Origin of the sequence: Psychrobacter sp. UBA2769, assembly GCF_002352555.1 — a bacterium.
In the GTDB taxonomy this organism is placed as follows: domain Bacteria; phylum Pseudomonadota; class Gammaproteobacteria; order Pseudomonadales; family Moraxellaceae; genus Psychrobacter; species Psychrobacter maritimus.
Map to the genome: position 1 here is coordinate 112,159 of NZ_DEIR01000001.1, position 18,531 is coordinate 130,689.

Annotated in this window: 14 protein-coding genes; 10 read left to right on the forward strand and 4 right to left on the reverse strand. The window is 42.8% G+C overall.

What is annotated here, in order from left to right; all coding sequences use genetic code 11:
• Positions 1-512 precede the first annotated feature (512 nt).
• From B3Q63_RS00460 to yfaE, 5 genes are all read left to right on the forward strand, one after another.
• On the forward strand, positions 513-764 hold the full coding sequence (locus B3Q63_RS00460) for a type II toxin-antitoxin system Phd/YefM family antitoxin (RefSeq protein WP_296172477.1): 252 nt from the start codon (positions 513-515) through the stop codon (positions 762-764).
• Positions 754-1,041, forward strand: a complete 288-nt coding sequence (locus tag B3Q63_RS00465) for a type II toxin-antitoxin system RelE family toxin (RefSeq protein WP_296172479.1) — start codon at positions 754-756, stop codon at positions 1,039-1,041. The genes B3Q63_RS00460 and B3Q63_RS00465 overlap by 11 nt, the downstream gene beginning before the upstream one ends.
• 39 nt (positions 1,042-1,080) lie before the next feature.
• Complete coding sequence (locus tag B3Q63_RS00470; protein ID WP_296172480.1) at positions 1,081-1,434, forward strand: hypothetical protein; 354 nt, start codon at positions 1,081-1,083, stop codon at positions 1,432-1,434.
• Between the two features lie 78 nt (positions 1,435-1,512).
• Complete coding sequence (nrdB, locus tag B3Q63_RS00475) at positions 1,513-2,646, forward strand: class Ia ribonucleoside-diphosphate reductase subunit beta (RefSeq protein WP_201565347.1); 1,134 nt, start codon at positions 1,513-1,515, stop codon at positions 2,644-2,646.
• Positions 2,647-2,841: 195 nt separating this feature from the next.
• Positions 2,842-3,108, forward strand: a complete 267-nt coding sequence (gene yfaE / locus B3Q63_RS00480; protein WP_183617826.1) for a class I ribonucleotide reductase maintenance protein YfaE — start codon at positions 2,842-2,844, stop codon at positions 3,106-3,108.
• A gap of 199 nt (positions 3,109-3,307) precedes the next feature.
• On the opposite strand, the gene B3Q63_RS00485 is transcribed toward yfaE, so the two are convergent.
• Complete coding sequence (locus tag B3Q63_RS00485; protein ID WP_201624331.1) at positions 3,308-4,636, reverse strand: S1C family serine protease; 1,329 nt, start codon at positions 4,634-4,636, stop codon at positions 3,308-3,310.
• A 502-nt stretch (positions 4,637-5,138) separates the two neighbouring features.
• Here B3Q63_RS00485 and B3Q63_RS00490 point away from each other — a divergent pair.
• Both B3Q63_RS00490 and B3Q63_RS00495 read left to right on the forward strand, forming a co-directional pair.
• Positions 5,139-5,996 carry a Nif3-like dinuclear metal center hexameric protein gene (locus B3Q63_RS00490; protein WP_296172494.1) on the forward strand — a complete coding sequence of 286 codons (858 nt, stop codon included), beginning with the start codon at positions 5,139-5,141 and terminating at the stop codon, positions 5,994-5,996.
• Positions 5,997-7,121: 1,125 nt separating this feature from the next.
• The gene (locus tag B3Q63_RS00495; RefSeq protein WP_296172497.1) at positions 7,122-8,345 is read left to right on the forward strand and encodes a transglycosylase SLT domain-containing protein; all 1,224 of its coding nucleotides are present in this window, start codon (positions 7,122-7,124) and stop codon (positions 8,343-8,345) included.
• Between the two features lie 155 nt (positions 8,346-8,500).
• Here B3Q63_RS00495 and B3Q63_RS00500 read toward each other — a convergent pair whose 3' ends face one another.
• From B3Q63_RS00500 to B3Q63_RS00510, 3 genes are all read right to left on the reverse strand, one after another.
• Complete coding sequence (locus B3Q63_RS00500; RefSeq protein ID WP_296172501.1) at positions 8,501-11,572, reverse strand: LysM peptidoglycan-binding domain-containing protein; 3,072 nt, start codon at positions 11,570-11,572, stop codon at positions 8,501-8,503.
• Positions 11,573-11,802: 230 nt separating this feature from the next.
• Complete coding sequence (locus B3Q63_RS00505) at positions 11,803-12,297, reverse strand: nuclear transport factor 2 family protein (RefSeq protein ID WP_201565352.1); 495 nt, start codon at positions 12,295-12,297, stop codon at positions 11,803-11,805.
• Positions 12,298-12,810: 513 nt separating this feature from the next.
• The gene (locus tag B3Q63_RS00510; protein ID WP_296172687.1) at positions 12,811-14,148 is read right to left on the reverse strand and encodes a CNNM domain-containing protein; all 1,338 of its coding nucleotides are present in this window, start codon (positions 14,146-14,148) and stop codon (positions 12,811-12,813) included.
• Between the two features lie 530 nt (positions 14,149-14,678).
• Between B3Q63_RS00510 and yajC the strand changes: the two genes are divergently transcribed.
• From yajC to secF, 3 genes are all read left to right on the forward strand, one after another.
• Entirely contained in the window at positions 14,679-15,008 is a 330-nt protein-coding gene (yajC, locus tag B3Q63_RS00515) for a preprotein translocase subunit YajC (RefSeq protein ID WP_201543085.1), read from the forward strand.
• 321 nt (positions 15,009-15,329) lie between these two features.
• Positions 15,330-17,207: a protein translocase subunit SecD gene (secD, locus tag B3Q63_RS00520; RefSeq protein ID WP_271133112.1), complete on the forward strand. Its 1,878-nt coding sequence runs from the start codon at positions 15,330-15,332 to the stop codon at positions 17,205-17,207.
• 9 nt (positions 17,208-17,216) lie between these two features.
• Positions 17,217-18,473 carry a protein translocase subunit SecF gene (gene secF / locus B3Q63_RS00525; RefSeq protein WP_296172512.1) on the forward strand — a complete coding sequence of 419 codons (1,257 nt, stop codon included), beginning with the start codon at positions 17,217-17,219 and terminating at the stop codon, positions 18,471-18,473.
• Positions 18,474-18,531: the final 58 nt, after the last annotated feature.

Here is an 18,531-nt window from a genome sequence, read left to right on the forward strand (position 1 = left end):
CTGAATGGTCACTCATCATTTATTTAATTTAGATTTTGGAGTCCAAAATGGCTATAGATAAACGTAAAAAAACTGTTAGAGTATGTTCTTATCAACGAACTAGAAACGGGAATAAGGAGCATGTACGCAAGCATCTGCGCCGTCCTCCTCTCTAACAGTTAAATGTTTTTTGCCAAAAAATGATAACGGTTTTCGAGCCGTTATCATCCCAATATTTAAATAAATTTAATTTTCAAATATGATTAAATTAGTTCTATTTCAAAATTAAATATGATAACTAACGTTTTAATCGAACAATTCGTTGTGCTTCTTCCTTCGGCACCAACATAAAGAGCGTTAACAAGATTGATTTGTAGAGTCGTAAGGTGCGCCCAGCGCACTGATGATACGGAAATTGTGTTTAACGGTGCGCGAGGCGCACCCTACAAAATATATAGATTAACAAATATGACCTAATTTTCGTGCTAATATTAGCCCTATATTTAGAGCTTAATATTAGCGGAGAATGAATCATGCAACCCATATTTGCAACACAAACAGCCAGTATCTCAGAGCTGAAAAACAACCCTTCGGCACTGATTAAACAATCAGACGGTGAGTCTATTGCTATTTTAAATCACAATAAACCGGTGGCTTATTTAGTTTCCACAGATATGTATGAGCGCATGATGGAAGCGATGGACGATATGGCATTGAGCCAAACCATTAGCGCCCGAATGAATGACGGGCAAACACCTATAAAGGTAACGTTGGATGACTTATAATCTTGAGTTTCATCCTCTCGCGTTAAAAGAATGGAAAAAGTTAGCGCCCAATATTCAGCAGCAGTTTAAGAAAAAATTACAGCAGCGCTTAGCAAACCCTCGTGTTCCTGCGTCGAAACTTTCAGGACATACAGACGCCTATAAAATCAAACTACGCACCATAGGCTATCGTTTGGTTTATACCGTCAAAGATGACGTAGTGGTGGTTTACGTGCTAGCCGTAGGCAAAAGAGAAAACAATAAGGTATATGAAAGCCTTGTATCGCGCCAACCATAATTGAAACACACAGAGAATAGAAATGACGGAGGTCATAGAGTGCAATATACCGCAATCATCAAAGACGGTGGTTTGTTTATCCCTAACGTATTTTCCGACCTAAACAATGGTGGCTCGCATATCGTGCAAGTAGAAGTCGATATCGAGGAAGTTCGTCAGCAATTGAATAGCAGCGCAATGCCAAAGATGGACGCGCCAAAACAAGCAAAAAAAACAGTAAAAAAGCCTCTAAAAAAAGAAACACAGAAAGCCGCAGAGATAGATTTAAGTACGCTGCGTAAGAGCGCTATCGATGAGCTAGAAGGATTGGATGATAGTGAGCTTAGCGAGATTTTTAAAGCGTATATGAATGATGGACAAGAACCGACCCAAATATCTTTAGAGAACTTATAACGCCCTTTTGAAAGTATTTCTCAGGCGGCATTTTTAAAACTTTTGATTCACAACTGTATCACTTATAAAGGTGGAACTATGACTTACTCGATTTTTTCTCAAACGCCAAACAATGCGCTAAAAGAGCCGATGTTTTTTGGTCAGCCGGTCAACGTGGCGCGTTATGACCAACAAAAGCATCCTATCTTTGAGCAATTGATTGAAAAGCAGCTGTCGTTCTTTTGGCGTCCAGAAGAAGTCGATGTGTCACGCGACCGTATCGACTATGGCAATCTGTCGTCACATGAGCAGCATATCTTTATCAGTAACCTAAAGTATCAGACCCTACTCGACTCTATCCAAGGTCGTAGCCCAAACGTGGTGCTATTGCCACTGGTGTCTATTCCTGAGCTTGAAACGTGGATTGAGACGTGGACGTTTTCTGAGACCATTCACTCACGCAGCTATACTCATATCATTCGTAATATCGTCAATGATCCGGGTATTGTCTTTGATGACATTATGCAAAACGAGCACATTTTAGGGCGCGCGGCTGACATCGCCAAGTACTACGATGACTTGTACTACAACTCACAGCTCTACAATATGTATGGCGCAGGCACGCATACCGTCAATGGCAAAGAAGTGACGGTTAGCTTAAAATCGCTGAAAAAACAGCTGTATTTATGCTTGATGGCGGTTAACGTCTTAGAAGCCATTCGCTTTTATGTGTCGTTTGCCTGCTCGTTTGCTTTTGCTGAGCGTAAGCTGATGGAAGGTAACGCCAAGATTATTAAATTAATCGCTCGCGATGAGGCGCTACATTTAACCGGTACGCAGCATATCCTAAACTTGATGCGTAATGGCAGAGATGACCCAGAAATGGTCGATATTGCCTATGAGTGCTATCAAGAAAGCATCGATATCTTTACCAAAGCGGCTGAGCAAGAAAAAGAATGGGCCGGTTATCTGTTTAAAGATGGCTCAATGATTGGGCTCAATAAAGACATTCTTTGCCAATATATCGAATTTATCACCAACTTACGTATGGAAGCGGTTGGCTTGCCAGTGGCATTCCCGAACTCTAAATCAAACCCGATTCCATGGATTAATACGTGGTTGTCATCTGATAACGTCCAAGTGGCACCGCAAGAGACGGAAATCAGCTCGTACTTGGTCGGTCAGATTGACTCAGATTTATCAGACAGCGATTTTGATGATTTTGAGCTTTAAAAGCGTTGAACTTTAAGAGCTTTGATGTTTAAAAGCTTTTGGCTTAAATAGAGTTAAAAGTTAATCACGTAATTTTAATGGCTTAACCTTACTATTTTAAGGTTAAGCCTATGCTATTTTAGCAAGATTTTATCATTAAAAAGAACCATCACATTGACTTTGAATGCGATGGGAAAATTAAGAGAAGGTTGAATTATGACTTGGGTAATGACGAGTAAGAAGCAATTCTACTTGCATGATGACGAAAGTCTGCTCGATGGATTGCTACGTACCGGACATGATATCAATTATCAATGTAAGGAAGGCTATTGTGGCAGTTGCCGCATCAAGCGTATCGCCAGCTCACACGTTATTGATTATCCGTTTGAGCCACTTGCCATGATTGAAAAAGATGAAATCCTGCCCTGCTGCTGTCGGGTACAAGGGGTGATTTATATCAATGATGAGTCTTTTGCAAAATAGCAGCCGTTGTTAATATTAAATATTATTAATAAAAGCTGTCACCAATAAAAGCCATTATTTAAAGAAAGCTGTTATTTAAAAATCCCGATAAAAAAAGCGCGTTATCTGTAAGATAACGCGCTTTTTTATTATTTATTAAACTCTAAAAACGTTTTGATTAAACTTTACGTTATAGAGCATGGCGTTATAAAGCATAGCATTATAAAGGTGCGCCATCTCTTTCAAATAGCTGTAATAACTCTTCACGCATACGGTCACGCTCAGCTTCTGACATCATAGGTACTTCTGCTCTATCACCCTGTAGACTTGGATCTTCCATACCGCCAAGCGTTTCATCATGAATCACGACAGGGCTCGCCATTGGCTCTTGCGCCGGACGTTCCTCTAGTAATATCTTCACTTGGGCATTTTTACCGCGGCGTAAGATTTGCGCGTTGAGCGTGGTATTCGGTGCTTTACGAGCAACATACTGAATCAAAGTATTGGCATCCGTCATCTCAACGCCGTCAATCGTCAGGACGATATCACCAACGCGCAGACCACTTTTAGCAGCAGGGCTCTTAGGAACGACGTTTAGCACTTCTACCCCAGTCGAAGTTTCTAGCTGGGTTGGGTCGCGTAATTGTGACTGTATCTCAATCCCTAACCAACCACGGCTGACCTTACCATCTTTAATCAGCGCATTCATCACTTGCTCAACGATAGCCGTAGGAATGGCAAAGCCGATACCCATCGAGCCACCAGAACGCGAGAAAATCACCGTATTGATACCGACCAATTCACCGTGCGCATCCACCAGCGCGCCACCTGAGTTACCCGGGTTGATAGCGGCATCGGTTTGAATAAAGTCTTCAAACTTATTGACCCCAAGCCCCGTACGACCTGTCGCTGAGATAATCCCTTGGGTTACGGTTTGACCAACACCAAACGGATTGCCAATCGCTAGCGCTAAATCGCCCACGCGAATAGGATCTTCACGGAAACCAAGTGGCGTCAGACCCGTCATATCGACTTTAATCACCGCCAAATCACTATCAGGATCAGTACCGATGATTTGCGCGCGGCTCTTACGCCCGTCGTTAAAGGCAACGGTAATCTCATCGGCTTTTTCGATGACATGGGCGTTGGTGACGATATAACCATCTTCTGACACGATTACGCCAGAGCCTAAGTTGGTATTGCCCTGCTCTTGTGATGGACCACCATGAAACTCAAAAAAGCGGCGCAACACCGGATCATTCATATAAGGATGCTCGGCCATCGTTTGGGTGGTATAAATATTCACCACCGACTGCGAGGCACGGGCGACCGCATTATGATAAGAGGAAATCGGCGCTGGGGTATCGGCCACAGGCGCTGAAGCTTGCTGCTCAGCAGGCGTGGTTCTAGGTGGCTCCCAAGCCTGCTCTGATGCCGCCTTCATACTCGCAAACAACCAGATAAATGCTACAGTGACTACAAGTAACAAAATCCAAGGTAACCATTTTACCAGACCAGCCTTGTCATTGGCGTTCCGAGATGACGACATATAAAAACCTCTATATTATTTTAGAAACAGTATTTGTAACGATGTTTTTGTAAAAGTAACAATAGCTTTGTAGCAATAGCTTTATAAAAATAGTTTTTACAAAACAGTAAATGATGAATAAGCCAAAAGCTTCTGAGCAGTCCGCTGTGATTGGGCGCAAAACCAGATAGGATACGCGCTATGAATCATATAGGCTCAGGTATGCAAATTATAACTGGCAACACGGGCAAATAGTAACGCATCGTGTACCGTTTCAGTTATTCGCCTTGTCTACTCTTTTACAGCGCCATGCTAAAATGGCGATGATAGAAACCCAGATTATTTATAACATACATAATTTATAAATTGGTATTTTGATTATTTACTATAAACACTTAAACCATTTAAACCATTTAAACCATTTAAACCATTTAAACCATTTAAGCAGTAAAAATCAAAGCCGTTATAAACCCAATGATAAAACCAATATAGTGCAAAACTGCAACAATTATAAGGAAACTCCATGACCGCGCACAATACCTTGAACCCATCCGCAAGCGAATCTTCAACCCAGATATCAGATACGGCGATTAGCGCGCAAGCTTTAACAGAATTTTGTGACGAATACTTATCAGCACCCGCTTTTAAAGACTATGCTCCAAATGGTTTACAGGTAGATGGCGGCCGACCTATCCAGCGCATCGTTACCGGGGTCACTGCTTGTGAGGCGTTGATTGACGCCGCGATTGCTGATAATGCCGATGCCATTTTGGTGCATCATGGTTATTTTTGGAAAGGCGAGCCTGCGCCCATCACCGGTATGAAAGGTCAGCGTATCCGTAAACTGATGCAACATGGCATCTCTTTGATTGGCTATCATCTGCCGCTTGATGCCCATCCTCGCATTGGTAACAATGCCAAGCTGGCTGAGCTACTTGATATGAGCATCATTGGCGCGCTTTATCCTACCGAATCACATCCGGTTGGTAATATCGCCACTTGCACCCCGCAAAGTGCTCAAAGTCTAATCACCCAGATTACCGAAGCGCTAGGACGCCTGCCCTTACATATCTCTGCTCATTATCAAGTCTCAGATACCAATCAATCTAATGGGCAAAATGACAGGCTTATCGAACGGGTGGGTATCTGCACCGGTGGCGCGCAAGATATGATTGAACAAGCGGCACTGATGGGCTGCGATGCGTTTATCTCAGGTGAGATATCAGAGCGCACCACACATATCGCTCGTGAACTTGGTATTGATTATTTTGCTTGCGGCCATCATGCGACAGAGCGTGGCGGCATTCAAGCATTGGGTGAACTGGTTGCTGAGCAATTTGGCTTACCGGTGACTTTCATAGATATCGATAATCCAGCCTAATCATTTAGCCAATTTATCGTATTTATGATAATTTTCGTGGCTTTAACGCTGTTTCAGCGCTATTTAAATGCTAATTTTCACATTTTAAGCGCCATGCAGGCGCTTTATTCCCTATCGCAATCGCTTTTTATGACGTTTATTGTCAGCAGATTAGTAAAAACGAGGTCTTTTTTTACCGTTTATAGCGCTATTGTTAAGTTTTATCGCTAATTTATTAACTCTACTTGAATAATATGATGAATATCCGCATATTAGTACCTGAAGAAAGAACGTCTTGTCATGAGACTTCCCATTTTTATAGCTTCCGGTTATGGTTCTAAAACAGGGTTTATCGTCTAAAAGCCTATTTTTAACTCATTAGGTTTTTGGCAGTGAGCAATCAAATACTATTTTTGTATGGTTAATTTTTAATTAGTTTTTTTAATTAATTAGTTTTCTAATTAATTGGCTTTCTAATTAAATAGTACACCCTGTTTTTAGCGTCGCGATACTGCTTAAGCAAAGTTTGTCTGCTACTTATTGTTAATAAGTAGTTAGATAGAATGTTTGCTTGTTTTTATCGCTGAACAGTACATATTACTGATCATCTACTCTACTACAAACTATTTAAAGAGTAGCTGGTTAATAATATGAGCGTTGCAATGATTAAGTGCAGCTGTACCGCACTTATCCGACGTTTTTGTCTCAATAACTTATTCATGACCTTACCTATGTTTACGATAGTTGAATAACGGGTCTTTTATTCAGTAGCAACCCTAACATCGATGAAGGAATCATCCGATTTATACCCTTCGCGGTGTTGTGCGTCTTTTTTTTAGAGCGTTTTTTTTAGAATAGTGTTTAAGATGATTTCTATTTTAAAAAAGTTTAAACAAAGACGGCATTGGGTATTGGCTAGCTGATTAAAAGACTTGAGCGCTAACGCTTATATAATGCATGTTAGCCCCACTATATGTAAACAAGATGACATTGTGCTTATTTTATTTATAAGAGCGATATTATCTAAAATGCAACGCCAGTTTATGCCACTTATATAGCAATACGCTTTTGATAAGCATATATAAGCAGCATGAATTGACGAGGCGTTTTTATGGTATGTAGGATGGCTAAAATTAGGAGACATCCATGCAGCGTATTACTTATCGTGTGAAAGTATCTGCGCAAGGGGCCAAACGCCGTATCTCATACTTACTGCGTCCATCTAAGCGCCTACTGCACACCAAAAGTAACATCGTTCCAGCCGTTGCACCTATTAAAGTAGCTCGTTTTGCCAAAACTAATTTCTCTAAAACTAAGAAGTTGGCACAAGTATCTAGCATCGCCATGCTCTCTCTACCTGCTGAGAGTCTGATGACGATGGGCGCACCCATACCAGCTTATGACCATGTCATGCTGGAGAACACTCTGACCATTGCTGCCGTGCCAGGTGATAGCACCTACTTTGCGACTGATGGCTTTCAGCATGGTTTTGGCTACGACTTGGTGCGTAGTTATGCTGACGAGCTTGGGGTAAAAATCGATTTAAAAGCTTATGCCAGTGAAGAAGCGGCATTAAGAGCGTTAAAATCAGGCGATGCCGATATGGCATTGACCACTGCCAGCACCCAACTAAAAAGCCAATTAAGCTTATCATCAGTCAATGTCAGCTGCGGCTATGACGCCAGCTTGACCAAAAATGGTCTACATCCTAAAGTCAGCTGGACGTTTAATTCAGCCAATGACCCGTTATCACAAAAAGCCAGCTATTTTTTATGTGATAGCATGAAGCTTGAGCATACTCAGAAACTGGCCGCGTTTTATAATCAGAATTTATTAAAAGACGCTTATAGCCAAGACCATTTTAAAAAGACTTTGACCGAGAAACTGCCCGACTATCAGTCTTCGTTTCAAGAGCAAGCGCGCAATTACAACCATGATTGGGAGCTGCTCGTCGCCATGGGTTATCAAGAGTCGCATCTAAATGCCAATGCCGTGTCTCCAACAGGCGTACGCGGTATTATGATGCTGACCAATAATACTGCCAAAGCGATGGGCGTCTCTGACCGCGTTGACCCTTATCAAAGTATCGGCGGCGGTGCGCGTTATTTGGAACAAGTCAAAGAGGACTTCGCCGATGTACCAAAGACCGACCGCATCTGGTTTGCCCTAGCAGGTTACAACATGGGTCCTAATGCGGTAAAAAGTATCCAGCGTAAATTAAGGGCGCAAGGAATCGATGATAAAAGCTGGGCAAATATATATGCCTACTTATCTGAGAACAGAGCCTCAAATAGCCGTTATGGTCAAGCGATGCATTATGTAAGTAATATTAGAAGTTATCTTGAGACCATTAAAACTCAAACGGTTTAATAACTTTTCTTTTTAAAAGACTGCTAGTAAAAGCTGCTAAATACAATACGTATAAAACCTTGTTAATAAAAAGCTTTGTCAATAAAAAAGCTGCTCTTATAAAAGAGCAGCTTTTTTTAATGCTTAAAATTTATTAAATACGGCTACATTCTACATTAGCGATTCGGTACGGTTAAACGTTGACCGCGTTGTAGCATGGTATCTACAGCGATATTATTCATATCCGCAAGCTCTTTGGTTGAGACGCCATATTTACGTGCCAATCCAATCAAGCTATCGCCTGAGCCAACGGTATAGCTTACTGTCGCTTTTGGTACTTTGATCGTTTGACCACGTTGTAACTGGGCATTGGTCGCCAAATCGTTTGTCGCCGCTAGGTCTTCTACTGAGATACCAAACTGACGCGCTAAGGCAATAAGACCATCGCCCGATTTGACTTTGTAGCTCTCAGTATTACCAAGTTTTTTGCCGCTACTGCTTGCGGTTTCTGCACTGGTGCTGCTGGTGCTCTTGTTACTGGTGCTACTAGTATTACTGTTAGCTGTACTAGGAGCACTTACTGTCCCATTGGCAGGAATGGTAATCGTACGACCAAGGATTAGATTAGAATTGGTTTTCAAATTATTGGCGGCTGCCAAATCACCCAAACCGATATTGTAACGCTGCGCAACGCCCGTCAAGGTATCGCCGGATTTAACTTTATAACTGACTGCTTTGTCATTAAGCTGACGATCTACCAAATCTTTAGTGACCGGTACTTTAATCGTTTGACCACGTTGCAAGCGAGCTTTAGCATCAAAGTTGCTATTCACCGCTGCCAATTCTTCAGGACTAATGCCAACGCTATTTGCAATACCAATTAAAGTATCACCTGATTTGACTTTATAATTGGTCGTTGCCACTGAGCTTGAAGTACTAGCAGTCGTATTGCTGCTTGTGCTATTCGACGTATTGTTAGATGCACTACTAGACGTCGTAGGCGCTGGCGTAAAGTCTACATTGGCTGGTACTTTTAAGGTTTGACCAACGTATAGTGAGTCAGTCGTACCCATATTATTTAACGTCGCCAAGGTGGTAGTCGGTACATTAAACTGGCGTGATAAAGCAATCAGACCATCGCCAGGTTTGACTTTATAATTCTTGGTTGCCGTGCTCGACTTACTAGGTTTGGTCGATGGTGCAGCAGGCGTGGTTGCAGGCGCGGTCACTTTACCAGGAACCAGCCATAGTTTTTGACCGCGTAGCAAGTCCGCTCTACTGCTCAAATTATTATAAGTAGCTAGCTGAGTCACCGATAAACCAAAGCGATTGGCCGTACCGATAAGCGTATCACCACCTTGTACCACATAGCTTTCAGGCTGGCTTGCCGCTGTAGTACTGGCATTGCTCAATGGCTCGATAGATTTGGCGTTATATAAATACAACGTGCTGCCGGCTAGCAGATTGGCGCTGGCATCTATCTGGTTCCATTCAGCGATATCACGCCAGCTGACGCCCGCACGACTGGCGATATTTGCCAAGGTATCGCCACGTTTTACCGTATAAGTGCTACGCGTGCCTTGTGGTTTTGGCTTACTAACCGAGGTTTTTGGGAAACTTAATTTCTTTTCTTGACCACTGGCCTCTAACACTGACTGCTGCGTCTGTACGGCTGATAAATTGATATTACCATCGGCATTAATGACTTTGGTTTCAGGCGTACTGATGCGAATCTGACTGGCAATGAAATCGCGCTCTTCTTTGCTTAGTGGTGGCTCTTGAATAATAGTATTGTTTTGCGTGATTTGTGCCGATGTGGTCGGTAAGCTGTTACTGCTTTTTAGCTCAGCGTTAATCTTTTTGGTTTCTGCAGAAGTCAGCGGTGGCTCAGTACGGAATGAGGTATTGCTGCTATAAACAGAGCTGCTCGTCGGTGAAACCGTCGGCGGAATATAGCTGGTGGTTTGCTGCGGTACACTGGCGCTCGCCGCGTAATCAGCAAGGGCGCTACCGGTAGAAGGTAATGATCCACCGCTAGTATAAGGCTTATTGTTATAGCTCGGCGTGGTAGAAGTAGAGCCTGAATAGCTTGGCGTGCTACTGCTGCTAGTGTTACTAGAAGCAATCACATTACTACTGCCATTCCCTCTCAAGGCGCTCAGCTTCGCATCTGTCGTCAAGCTGACATCATTAGGAATAATGATACGCTGTGGACCAGATGAATCAATACGAGCTGAAGTCAGCGCGGTATTCAGTCTTTCTAGTTCGTCATAACTGACCCCAGTCACCTGTGCGACTTCGGCTAAGCTGACGCCATAATTTACTGGCACACTACGGAAATGCTGACGGTTAGCAATAGCAGGGAGATAAACACCATATTGCTCAGGCTTGGCGACGATTTCAGCAACCGCTAAAAAGCGCGGTACATAGTTCATGGTCTCTGTTGGCAGTCTTAGTGACCAGTAATCGGTCGGCAAGCCACGAGCAGCATTGGCATCGATGGCTTTTTGCACACGACCAGGACCGGCGTTATAAGCGGCTAGTGCCAGCTCCCAACTACCGAACTGGTTATGCAATGCGGTCAAAAAGTCATAAGCGGCACGTGTTGATTCAATCACATCACGGCGACCATCATAAGTGCTACTTTGATTTAGACCATAGATACGCCCCGTACTCGGAATAAACTGCCATAGACCTGCTGCTGCCGCACTACTGGTACCACTTGGATCGTAGGAGCTCTCAATCACAGGCAATAATGCAAGTTCGGTTGGAATATTACGACGCTCGGCTTCTCGAACGGTATGGTAAAGGTAGCGACTGGCACGCGCGGTCAAACGGTTGAGATAGTCTTGACGACTGGTAAACCAACCTTTTTGCGCTTCAATACGCTGATTATAAACAGGCTGACCACCATTCATACGGTACCCTGCCCGCAAGCGATTCCATAAATCACCATATTGTTGAATGGCAAGTTTATTGCCTTCCACCATAGTCATGTCGGTGGCTTCTAATAAATCAGCCAGCTCATCTAGGCTTTCAGCATCCAAGAACGCCGTTGAATAATCAGCGCCCGTACTTGGCTTAGTAACTTGAGCGACAGGACGCTTAGTAACCACAGCTGAGCTGCCGGTCGCACCCGTCTTTTTCACCGCCGACGTATTACTACAAGCGCTGATAAGTAAAGTCGACACCGCAAGCGTCAGTGGTAAAGCGATAAATGAGCGAGATTTTGATGACACAGTAGACATGATAGTGGAAGTTTCCTAACAACAATAAGTGATAAAATAAAGTTAATCGACAGTATAGTACGCAATATCAAACAAAGACCAGCCTATTATGAAAGATAATGAGTAGAATTTAATCCACTCTATCTTTCAATGGCTGAATAGCGACATTATTTATACGATTTATTAACTAACTCTGCTAGCGATGGCTCATTGATGGCTAATGACATTACTTACTAATAAAGTAGTAATGATTAATTAATCGCCACTTGTGACACAGCGCGTAAAAGCACCGCATTACCAGTCGATAAAGTAAGCGTTACTCTCGATGTCGTGACAAATGAGACCTTTTGCCCATCTTTTACCCAGCTTTCATTGGTAGTGACATTGGCTTTTGCTTGCTCACCGGTAATGACAATATTATCCACATTGATATCGTAACGATAATTTGAGGTATTACTCCAACTGTTTTGCAGTAATTTTAGATAAGCATCTTTGTCGAGACTGGTAGACTTGCCTTTTCTTGACATAGAAATCAGCGCATCGTCAGATACGAGGCGCGCGACCTGATTAAGACTTTGGCTATTGGCTGCTGACTTCATGGCCGTCGCATAGTTTTGTACCAAAGCTTCGGTCATGGTTGCCGCTTGCGCGCTGATAGTCATGGTGCTGGCAGCCGCCACTATCGCAGTCACGCTAGCGCTTTTCATCAATAGAGCCAACAGCCCTTTTCCCCATAATCTTTTCATGATATTCCTTAGTGATACTATTGTCGTCTATATCGTCATGGTCAGGTGTGATTTTCATCATGCCCTCATACAATGACGCTTAACGGTGATGTATCATTTAATTATAAAGTGCTGCTCTCGTAGATAAACAGTTATCATATAAATTGAAACAAGTCGTGCTTTTATCAGTTAAGTATTTTACATCTGGCTTAATCTAAGACTTTTAGCAGCCTTCTGTTATGATAATTTTAGCCTATCACTAAATTCTCACAGCCATGTGACACCCTGTGTAATTATTGCGAATATCATCAAAGTTGACAGCCTAGAGTAAAAAATCACCGCTTAGCTTAAATACTATGACTAAGTAGCATTACTAGATATCATGCAATATAAAATATATTACTCTTTATAGAAACTATCTATTATAAGAACTGCCTAAATGACTCATAACTTAGGCAGCTTTATCGAACATGTTTTTAATGTCTGTTTTTAATAGCTACATTTCTAATAGCGGTGTTTCTAATAGTTATACTTCTAATTCTTATGTTCAGTATGGATGTCTTCATACTGCTCATCATCACTCAGTTTCATACCCAAGCGCTCAACACGTCTGTCCATCATCTGCCGAGCTAACGCTTGCATGTCTTCGACGCGGTCTATTTCATCGACAATCTCAAGACCCAACAAAGTCTCAAACACATCTTCTAATGTCACTAAGCCTTTGACCTCGCCATACTCACCAACGGTAATGGCGATATGAATACGGTTTTTTAGCATCAGCTCTAACAAGTCAAACAATTTCATCTTTGAAAATACAAAGGTAATATCACGTTTGAACTGCGTCAAGGGTTTATGTACCGCATGATTAACCTTGGCCAATAGCATGTCGGTTTTTAAGACAAAACCGGTGATATTGTCTAAATCACCATCATAAATCGGCAGGCGCGAAAAAGTGAGTTTTGGTCGGTCAACCAATAATTCAGCAACGGTTTTATTTTCTTCAAACGCCAGCATCACCGAACGCGGGGTCATAATATCTTCAACTTTAATGGCACCAAATGCCAATAAGTTACGAATGATACGCGACTCTAATGGGTCGATTTGTCCTGACTCTTCGCCGATACTCGCGAGCGCCGCAAACTCTCGGCGACTAAAAGTTACCGGCTCTTTGCCTCGTACCAATAATTTGGTCAGTTTTTCTGATATCCAGATTAATGGGTATAGCAGTAAAATAATACCGCGTACAAAATAAGCCACCATGCCACTTAATTGACGCCAATAGACTGTGCCCAACGTTTTTGGAATAATCTCAGATAAAAATAAAATTGCCAAGGTCATAATGGCAGAAAACAGTCCAAACCAAGCGCTACCAAAAACAATCGTCGCCTGTGCACCAGCGCCAATAGAACCTAAGGTATGTGCAACCGTGTTTAAGGTTAAGATAGCCGCTAATGACTGATCGATATTATCAATCTTTAAGCGTCTTAGCATGTTGGCTTTTTTGGGGTTAGTCTCTTGAACATCGGCGATATATGACGGCGTCATACTAAGTAATGCAGACTCTGCCAACGAACAAATAAATGAGATACCAATCGCTACTACCACAAATAAGATAAGCAGTAGAACGCTGGTCGGGCTTGGGTCTGCTAAGGCATCAGCAGCCAGCACCGATTGCGGCAGTAATAGAGTGAGGAATAGCGTTATCAATGCAGATAACGTAGCAAGCCGTTTTATAACAAAACGCCACATATTAAGGCGCATCATACCGAAGTAATTTTTACTAAAGCGAGTATAGCCACCCATCATCGGGGGAGGTTCAGCGGATGCGTCTTTACGACAGGCGCGCGGACGGTATAAACGAGGTACAGATATAAAAGAGGTGAACAAGTTAGGTAACCTAAACAAAGAAGTAAAAGGAAGTCACAATATATCATGAGCTGACGGCAGCAGATAGAAAATAATAGCCGATAGCGTCTAATTTTTATCTATTTAACGACCAAAATCATGCTCAAGACAGCCTATTATACCCCCATTTATAGCGATATAAACCCTCGTTTAATCGTAGCAGCAATAATGGCATTCCATAGTAAATAACTATTTATATCAAAGATATAATGTATTGAATAAAGCTATTTTTTGACTATTGTGACGCTATGCCAATTGATATATCTACTTAATAGTCGGCTTTTACTGCTTGCTGAGCGTCTGAGCACTCTGCCCTTTAACTCCAATCATTCTATCATTTAGAATAGCAAAACGATTGTTAGGCTAAATATTGGCGGTTAGTATGTTAAATGGGTAACAAAAACACGCCTAGCCTATGATTAACAGTTACCAAGTCTGGGATTTTTTGTTACTATGCCTGTAAATTTATTGTTATCTATGACTTACTGAGAGAAATTATGAGCTTTTTTATTCAAGCTGCCCATGCTGCGCCAGAAACTGCCGGAGCTGCGTCACTATTTGGTCAAATCTTGTTGCCAGTGGCGTTTTTTGCCATTTTTTACTTTTTGGTGATTCGTCCACAGTCAAAACGCACCAAAGAGCACCGCGCTATGGTTAATTCATTGACTGTTGGTAGCGAAATCATCTTTGCGGGCGGCCTTATGGGTCGTATCAAAGCACTAGAAGGCGATTATGCGGTTGTGAGCTTAAACAACAACACTGACGTTAAAGTACAACGTGCTTCTGTTATTTCAGTATTGCCCGCTGGTACTATCGAAAGCGTTTAAGCATTATCGATGTATTTGATGATTGTTAAATATGAATTATTGAACATTGGTTGTGACTAATTGATGGCTATTATCAATTAATAGTTGTAATGACTTTAAAATGACCGTACATTATTTACGGTCATTTTTCGCTTTACTGCTTTACGCTTTACCGTTTTTTGCTTTACTATCATCGCGGATGATCACAGTGGTGCATGATTCAGTACGACTACTAAAATATAGTAGCTCTCCCTTTAGTCACTCACCCTTGTTATCGCTAACTTCCCATCTGCTAACTTGTGGCCTGCGTCGCCAGTAGTTTATCAACTTAAAGAAGTGATTATGCAATATCCCGCTTGGAAATACTTACTCATCACCGTCGTGCTCATCATTGCCGGTCTATATGCGGCTCCCAACCTCTATCCTGATGAACCTGCCGTACAGATTACCAGTGCAGCAGCAGGTACACAGCTGTCTGAAGGTATCTTGACTCAGTCTCAAAGCTTGCTCGAAGAAGCAGGCTTGAACAATCATGATGGTACCTTTGAAGGCAATAGTGCGCTGGTGCGTCTCGACAATCCCGTCGATCAGCTAAAAGCTCAGGAAGTGCTGCGTCAAAATCTAGGCGAGGACTATGTGGTCGCGCTGAACTTGGCACAGACTACTCCTGAGTGGCTACGTGATATCGGTGCAAGACCCATGAAACTCGGGCTTGATTTGCGCGGTGGTGTGCGTTTCGTGCTAGAAGTGGATATGGACAAGGCGCTCGAACAACGCTTGACAAGCGCCAGTCGTGATATGCGCCGTGACCTACGTGCTGAACGTATTGCGGTTAAAGGTATCAAAACAGAAAAGCGTGGCGTGGTGCTGCATTTTTCTGATACTGATACCCGTAACCGTGCGCAAAACATCCTGCAAGGCTCTATGGGTAACACATTCTCCTTACAGTCTTCTATTGATGAGCAAGGCCCTGCCCTGATTTTAGCTTATAACGATGCGACTTTAGACGAAATCAATAGCTACGCGGTCAACCAAAACTTGACCACCCTACGCAATCGTATTGCTGAGCTTGGGGTTACTGAGGCCTTGGTACAATCACAAGGCGCTAGCCGTATCGTCGTTGAGCTACCGGGTGTACAAGATACTGCAGAAGCAAAACGTGTCCTTGGTCGTACGGCAAACCTTGAGTTCCGTATGGTCGCTGAAGGCGCCGAAAATTATATGGGCGGCATTCCGCCTGCTGGTACCGAAGCATTTCCATTTGAAACGCTTGATGGTCCACCAGTATTGCTAGAGCGTCAAGCGATTGTCACCGGTGATAAAGTTACTAATGCTCAAACCGGTATTGATGAAAGCGGCTCGCCTGAAGTAAGCATCACCCTAGATAGTGCTGGTGGTAAGCTGATGCAAAACGCCACGCGTACGGCTGTCGGCAAACAAATGGCGGTGCTGTTTATTGAAAATAAACAACGCATCACTTATGAAGAAAATCCAGCAACTGGTGAGACCGTCGAAGTACGCACGCCGTATGCTGAGACTAAAGTTATTAACCGTGCCAATATCCAAGCGGTACTGGGTTCGTCTTTCCGTATTACTGGGCTTGATAGCAGTGCTGAAGCCGCAGAGCTTGCGCTATTGTTACGTTCAGGTGCATTGGCAGCCCCGATGTATTTCGTTGAAGAACGCACCATTGGTCCATCATTAGGCCAAGAAAATATCGACAAAGGCCTATTCTCTACCCAAGTGGGTTATCTACTAGTCTTCGCCTTTATGATTATTTTCTATCGCTTATTTGGGGTGATTGCTAATATTGCTCTAGCGATTAACGTCATTATCATTATTGCCATTATGTCAATTTTAGGCTCATCACTGACCTTACCCGGTATTGCTGGTATCGTCTTAACCATCGGTATGGCGGTCGATGCCAACGTACTGATTTTTGAGCGTATACGTGAAGAGCTGGCAAACGGGGTCAGACCAAAATCCGCTATCGTGGCAGGTTTTGATCGTGCCTTTAGTAGTATTTTCGATGCCAACATCACCACGTTATTGGTCGCGTTTATCTTATTTGCGATTGGTACGGGTCCGATTAAAGGCTTTGCGGTTACCCTCGCGATTGGTATTGTCAGCTCACTATTTACCGCGATTTTGGTAACCCGTGCGCTGGTACAACTTGCTTACGGTAAGCGTAAATCTATCAAACGTCTGAGTATCGGTTAGGAGAAAACTATGGCCATCGATAATAACAACCCTTTAGAACAACAGAACAATCCTGAACCGAATGGCTCAAATAGCGAAGCTAGTACGCGTCGCCGTAAGAAACCGCGCCGTGATGGTAAAGGCAGTAATACCCAAAGCAATAAGACTTCTAAGACGAGCTTGAGTAAAAATAAAACCCGTCGCGCCGGTAAAGATGCGAGTCAAGACAGCCATGCATTGGCCACGCAAGCAATGGATCCTAATCTAAATAATTTAGACATAGGTGATGCTGAAGATAATGCTGCAGCAGAAGCTGAAGGTGGCATCAAAGCCATTGGCGATCAACGTATCATTCCATTTATGAAGTTAGAAAAGCCGATGGCACTTCTATCGCTGCTGATGGTGATTGGTAGTATTATCGCCATTGCCGTCAATGGTCTAAATCTAGGTCTTGATTTCACCGGCGGGGTTTCAGCAGATGTACGTTATGAGCAGCCTGCTGAACAAGTAGAAGTGGTTAAAGCGTTGGCTGATAATGGTTTTGATGATGCTGTCGTACAATATCTAGGAACGCGTCAAGAGCTACTAATACGCTTACCACCCCAATCTGATAACGTTGATGGCTTGAACGCCAGTCTTAGTGAAGCATTGGCATTGCCTAATAACAATGTTGAAATCAGTAATGTTAATATTATCGGTAGCCAAGTTGGCAATGAGATCTATCTAAGTTCAGTCATGTCGATTGTATTAGCATTGGCCTGTATGCTTGGTTATGTTGCCCTACGCTTTCAGTTTAAGCTGGCGCTTGGTGCCGTATTGTCACTATTTCATGATGCTATTGTAACCATCGGTGTCTTTGCTTTATTTGGCTTCCCATTTGACTTAACAGTACTAGCAGCCATCTTGGCATTGATTGGTTATTCATTGAACGATACCATCGTTGTCTATGACCGTATCCGTGAGAACTTCCGCCGTGTCCGTGGTATCACGCCGCGTCAAACGATTGATTTGTCATTGACAGAGACGCTACGCCGTACGATTATGACCATATCAACGGTACTGTTGGTTGTCCTCGCGATGCTATTCTTAGGCGGTGATGGCTTATTCTGGTTCTCGGCTGCGCTGTTTATTGGTCTACTTGCTGGTACTTACTCATCTACCTATATCGCAAGCTCAATTCCTCTAGCGATGGGTCTGTCACGTGATGACTTTATCGTTAAGGTAAAACCTGAGTTCGAAGAAGAAATCGTGACCTTTAATGATCCAAAAATGTTTGAGCAAGATTAATGCTTACCTCAAAGGCAATAATTAGACCCTTTAATTATTAAGCTGCTAAGTTATTAAG

What these genes read in the sequence shown, in the direction of transcription:
- B3Q63_RS00460 (WP_296172477.1), top strand. Translation starts at nt 513, where the DNA reads ATGCAACCCATATTTGCAACACAAACAGCCAGTATCTCAGAGCTGAAA.
- B3Q63_RS00465 (WP_296172479.1), top strand. Translation starts at nt 754, where the DNA reads ATGACTTATAATCTTGAGTTTCATCCTCTCGCGTTAAAAGAATGGAAA.
- nrdB (WP_201565347.1), top strand. Translation starts at nt 1,513, where the DNA reads ATGACTTACTCGATTTTTTCTCAAACGCCAAACAATGCGCTAAAAGAG.
- yfaE (WP_183617826.1), top strand. Translation starts at nt 2,842, where the DNA reads ATGACTTGGGTAATGACGAGTAAGAAGCAATTCTACTTGCATGATGAC.
- B3Q63_RS00485 (WP_201624331.1), bottom strand. Translation starts at nt 4,636, where the DNA reads ATGTCGTCATCTCGGAACGCCAATGACAAGGCTGGTCTGGTAAAATGG.
- B3Q63_RS00490 (WP_296172494.1), top strand. Translation starts at nt 5,139, where the DNA reads ATGACCGCGCACAATACCTTGAACCCATCCGCAAGCGAATCTTCAACC.
- B3Q63_RS00495 (WP_296172497.1), top strand. Translation starts at nt 7,122, where the DNA reads ATGCAGCGTATTACTTATCGTGTGAAAGTATCTGCGCAAGGGGCCAAA.
- B3Q63_RS00500 (WP_296172501.1), bottom strand. Translation starts at nt 11,572, where the DNA reads ATGTCTACTGTGTCATCAAAATCTCGCTCATTTATCGCTTTACCACTG.
- B3Q63_RS00505 (WP_201565352.1), bottom strand. Translation starts at nt 12,297, where the DNA reads ATGAAAAGATTATGGGGAAAAGGGCTGTTGGCTCTATTGATGAAAAGC.
- yajC (WP_201543085.1), top strand. Translation starts at nt 14,679, where the DNA reads ATGAGCTTTTTTATTCAAGCTGCCCATGCTGCGCCAGAAACTGCCGGA.
- secD (WP_271133112.1), top strand. Translation starts at nt 15,330, where the DNA reads ATGCAATATCCCGCTTGGAAATACTTACTCATCACCGTCGTGCTCATC.
- secF (WP_296172512.1), top strand. Translation starts at nt 17,217, where the DNA reads ATGGCCATCGATAATAACAACCCTTTAGAACAACAGAACAATCCTGAA.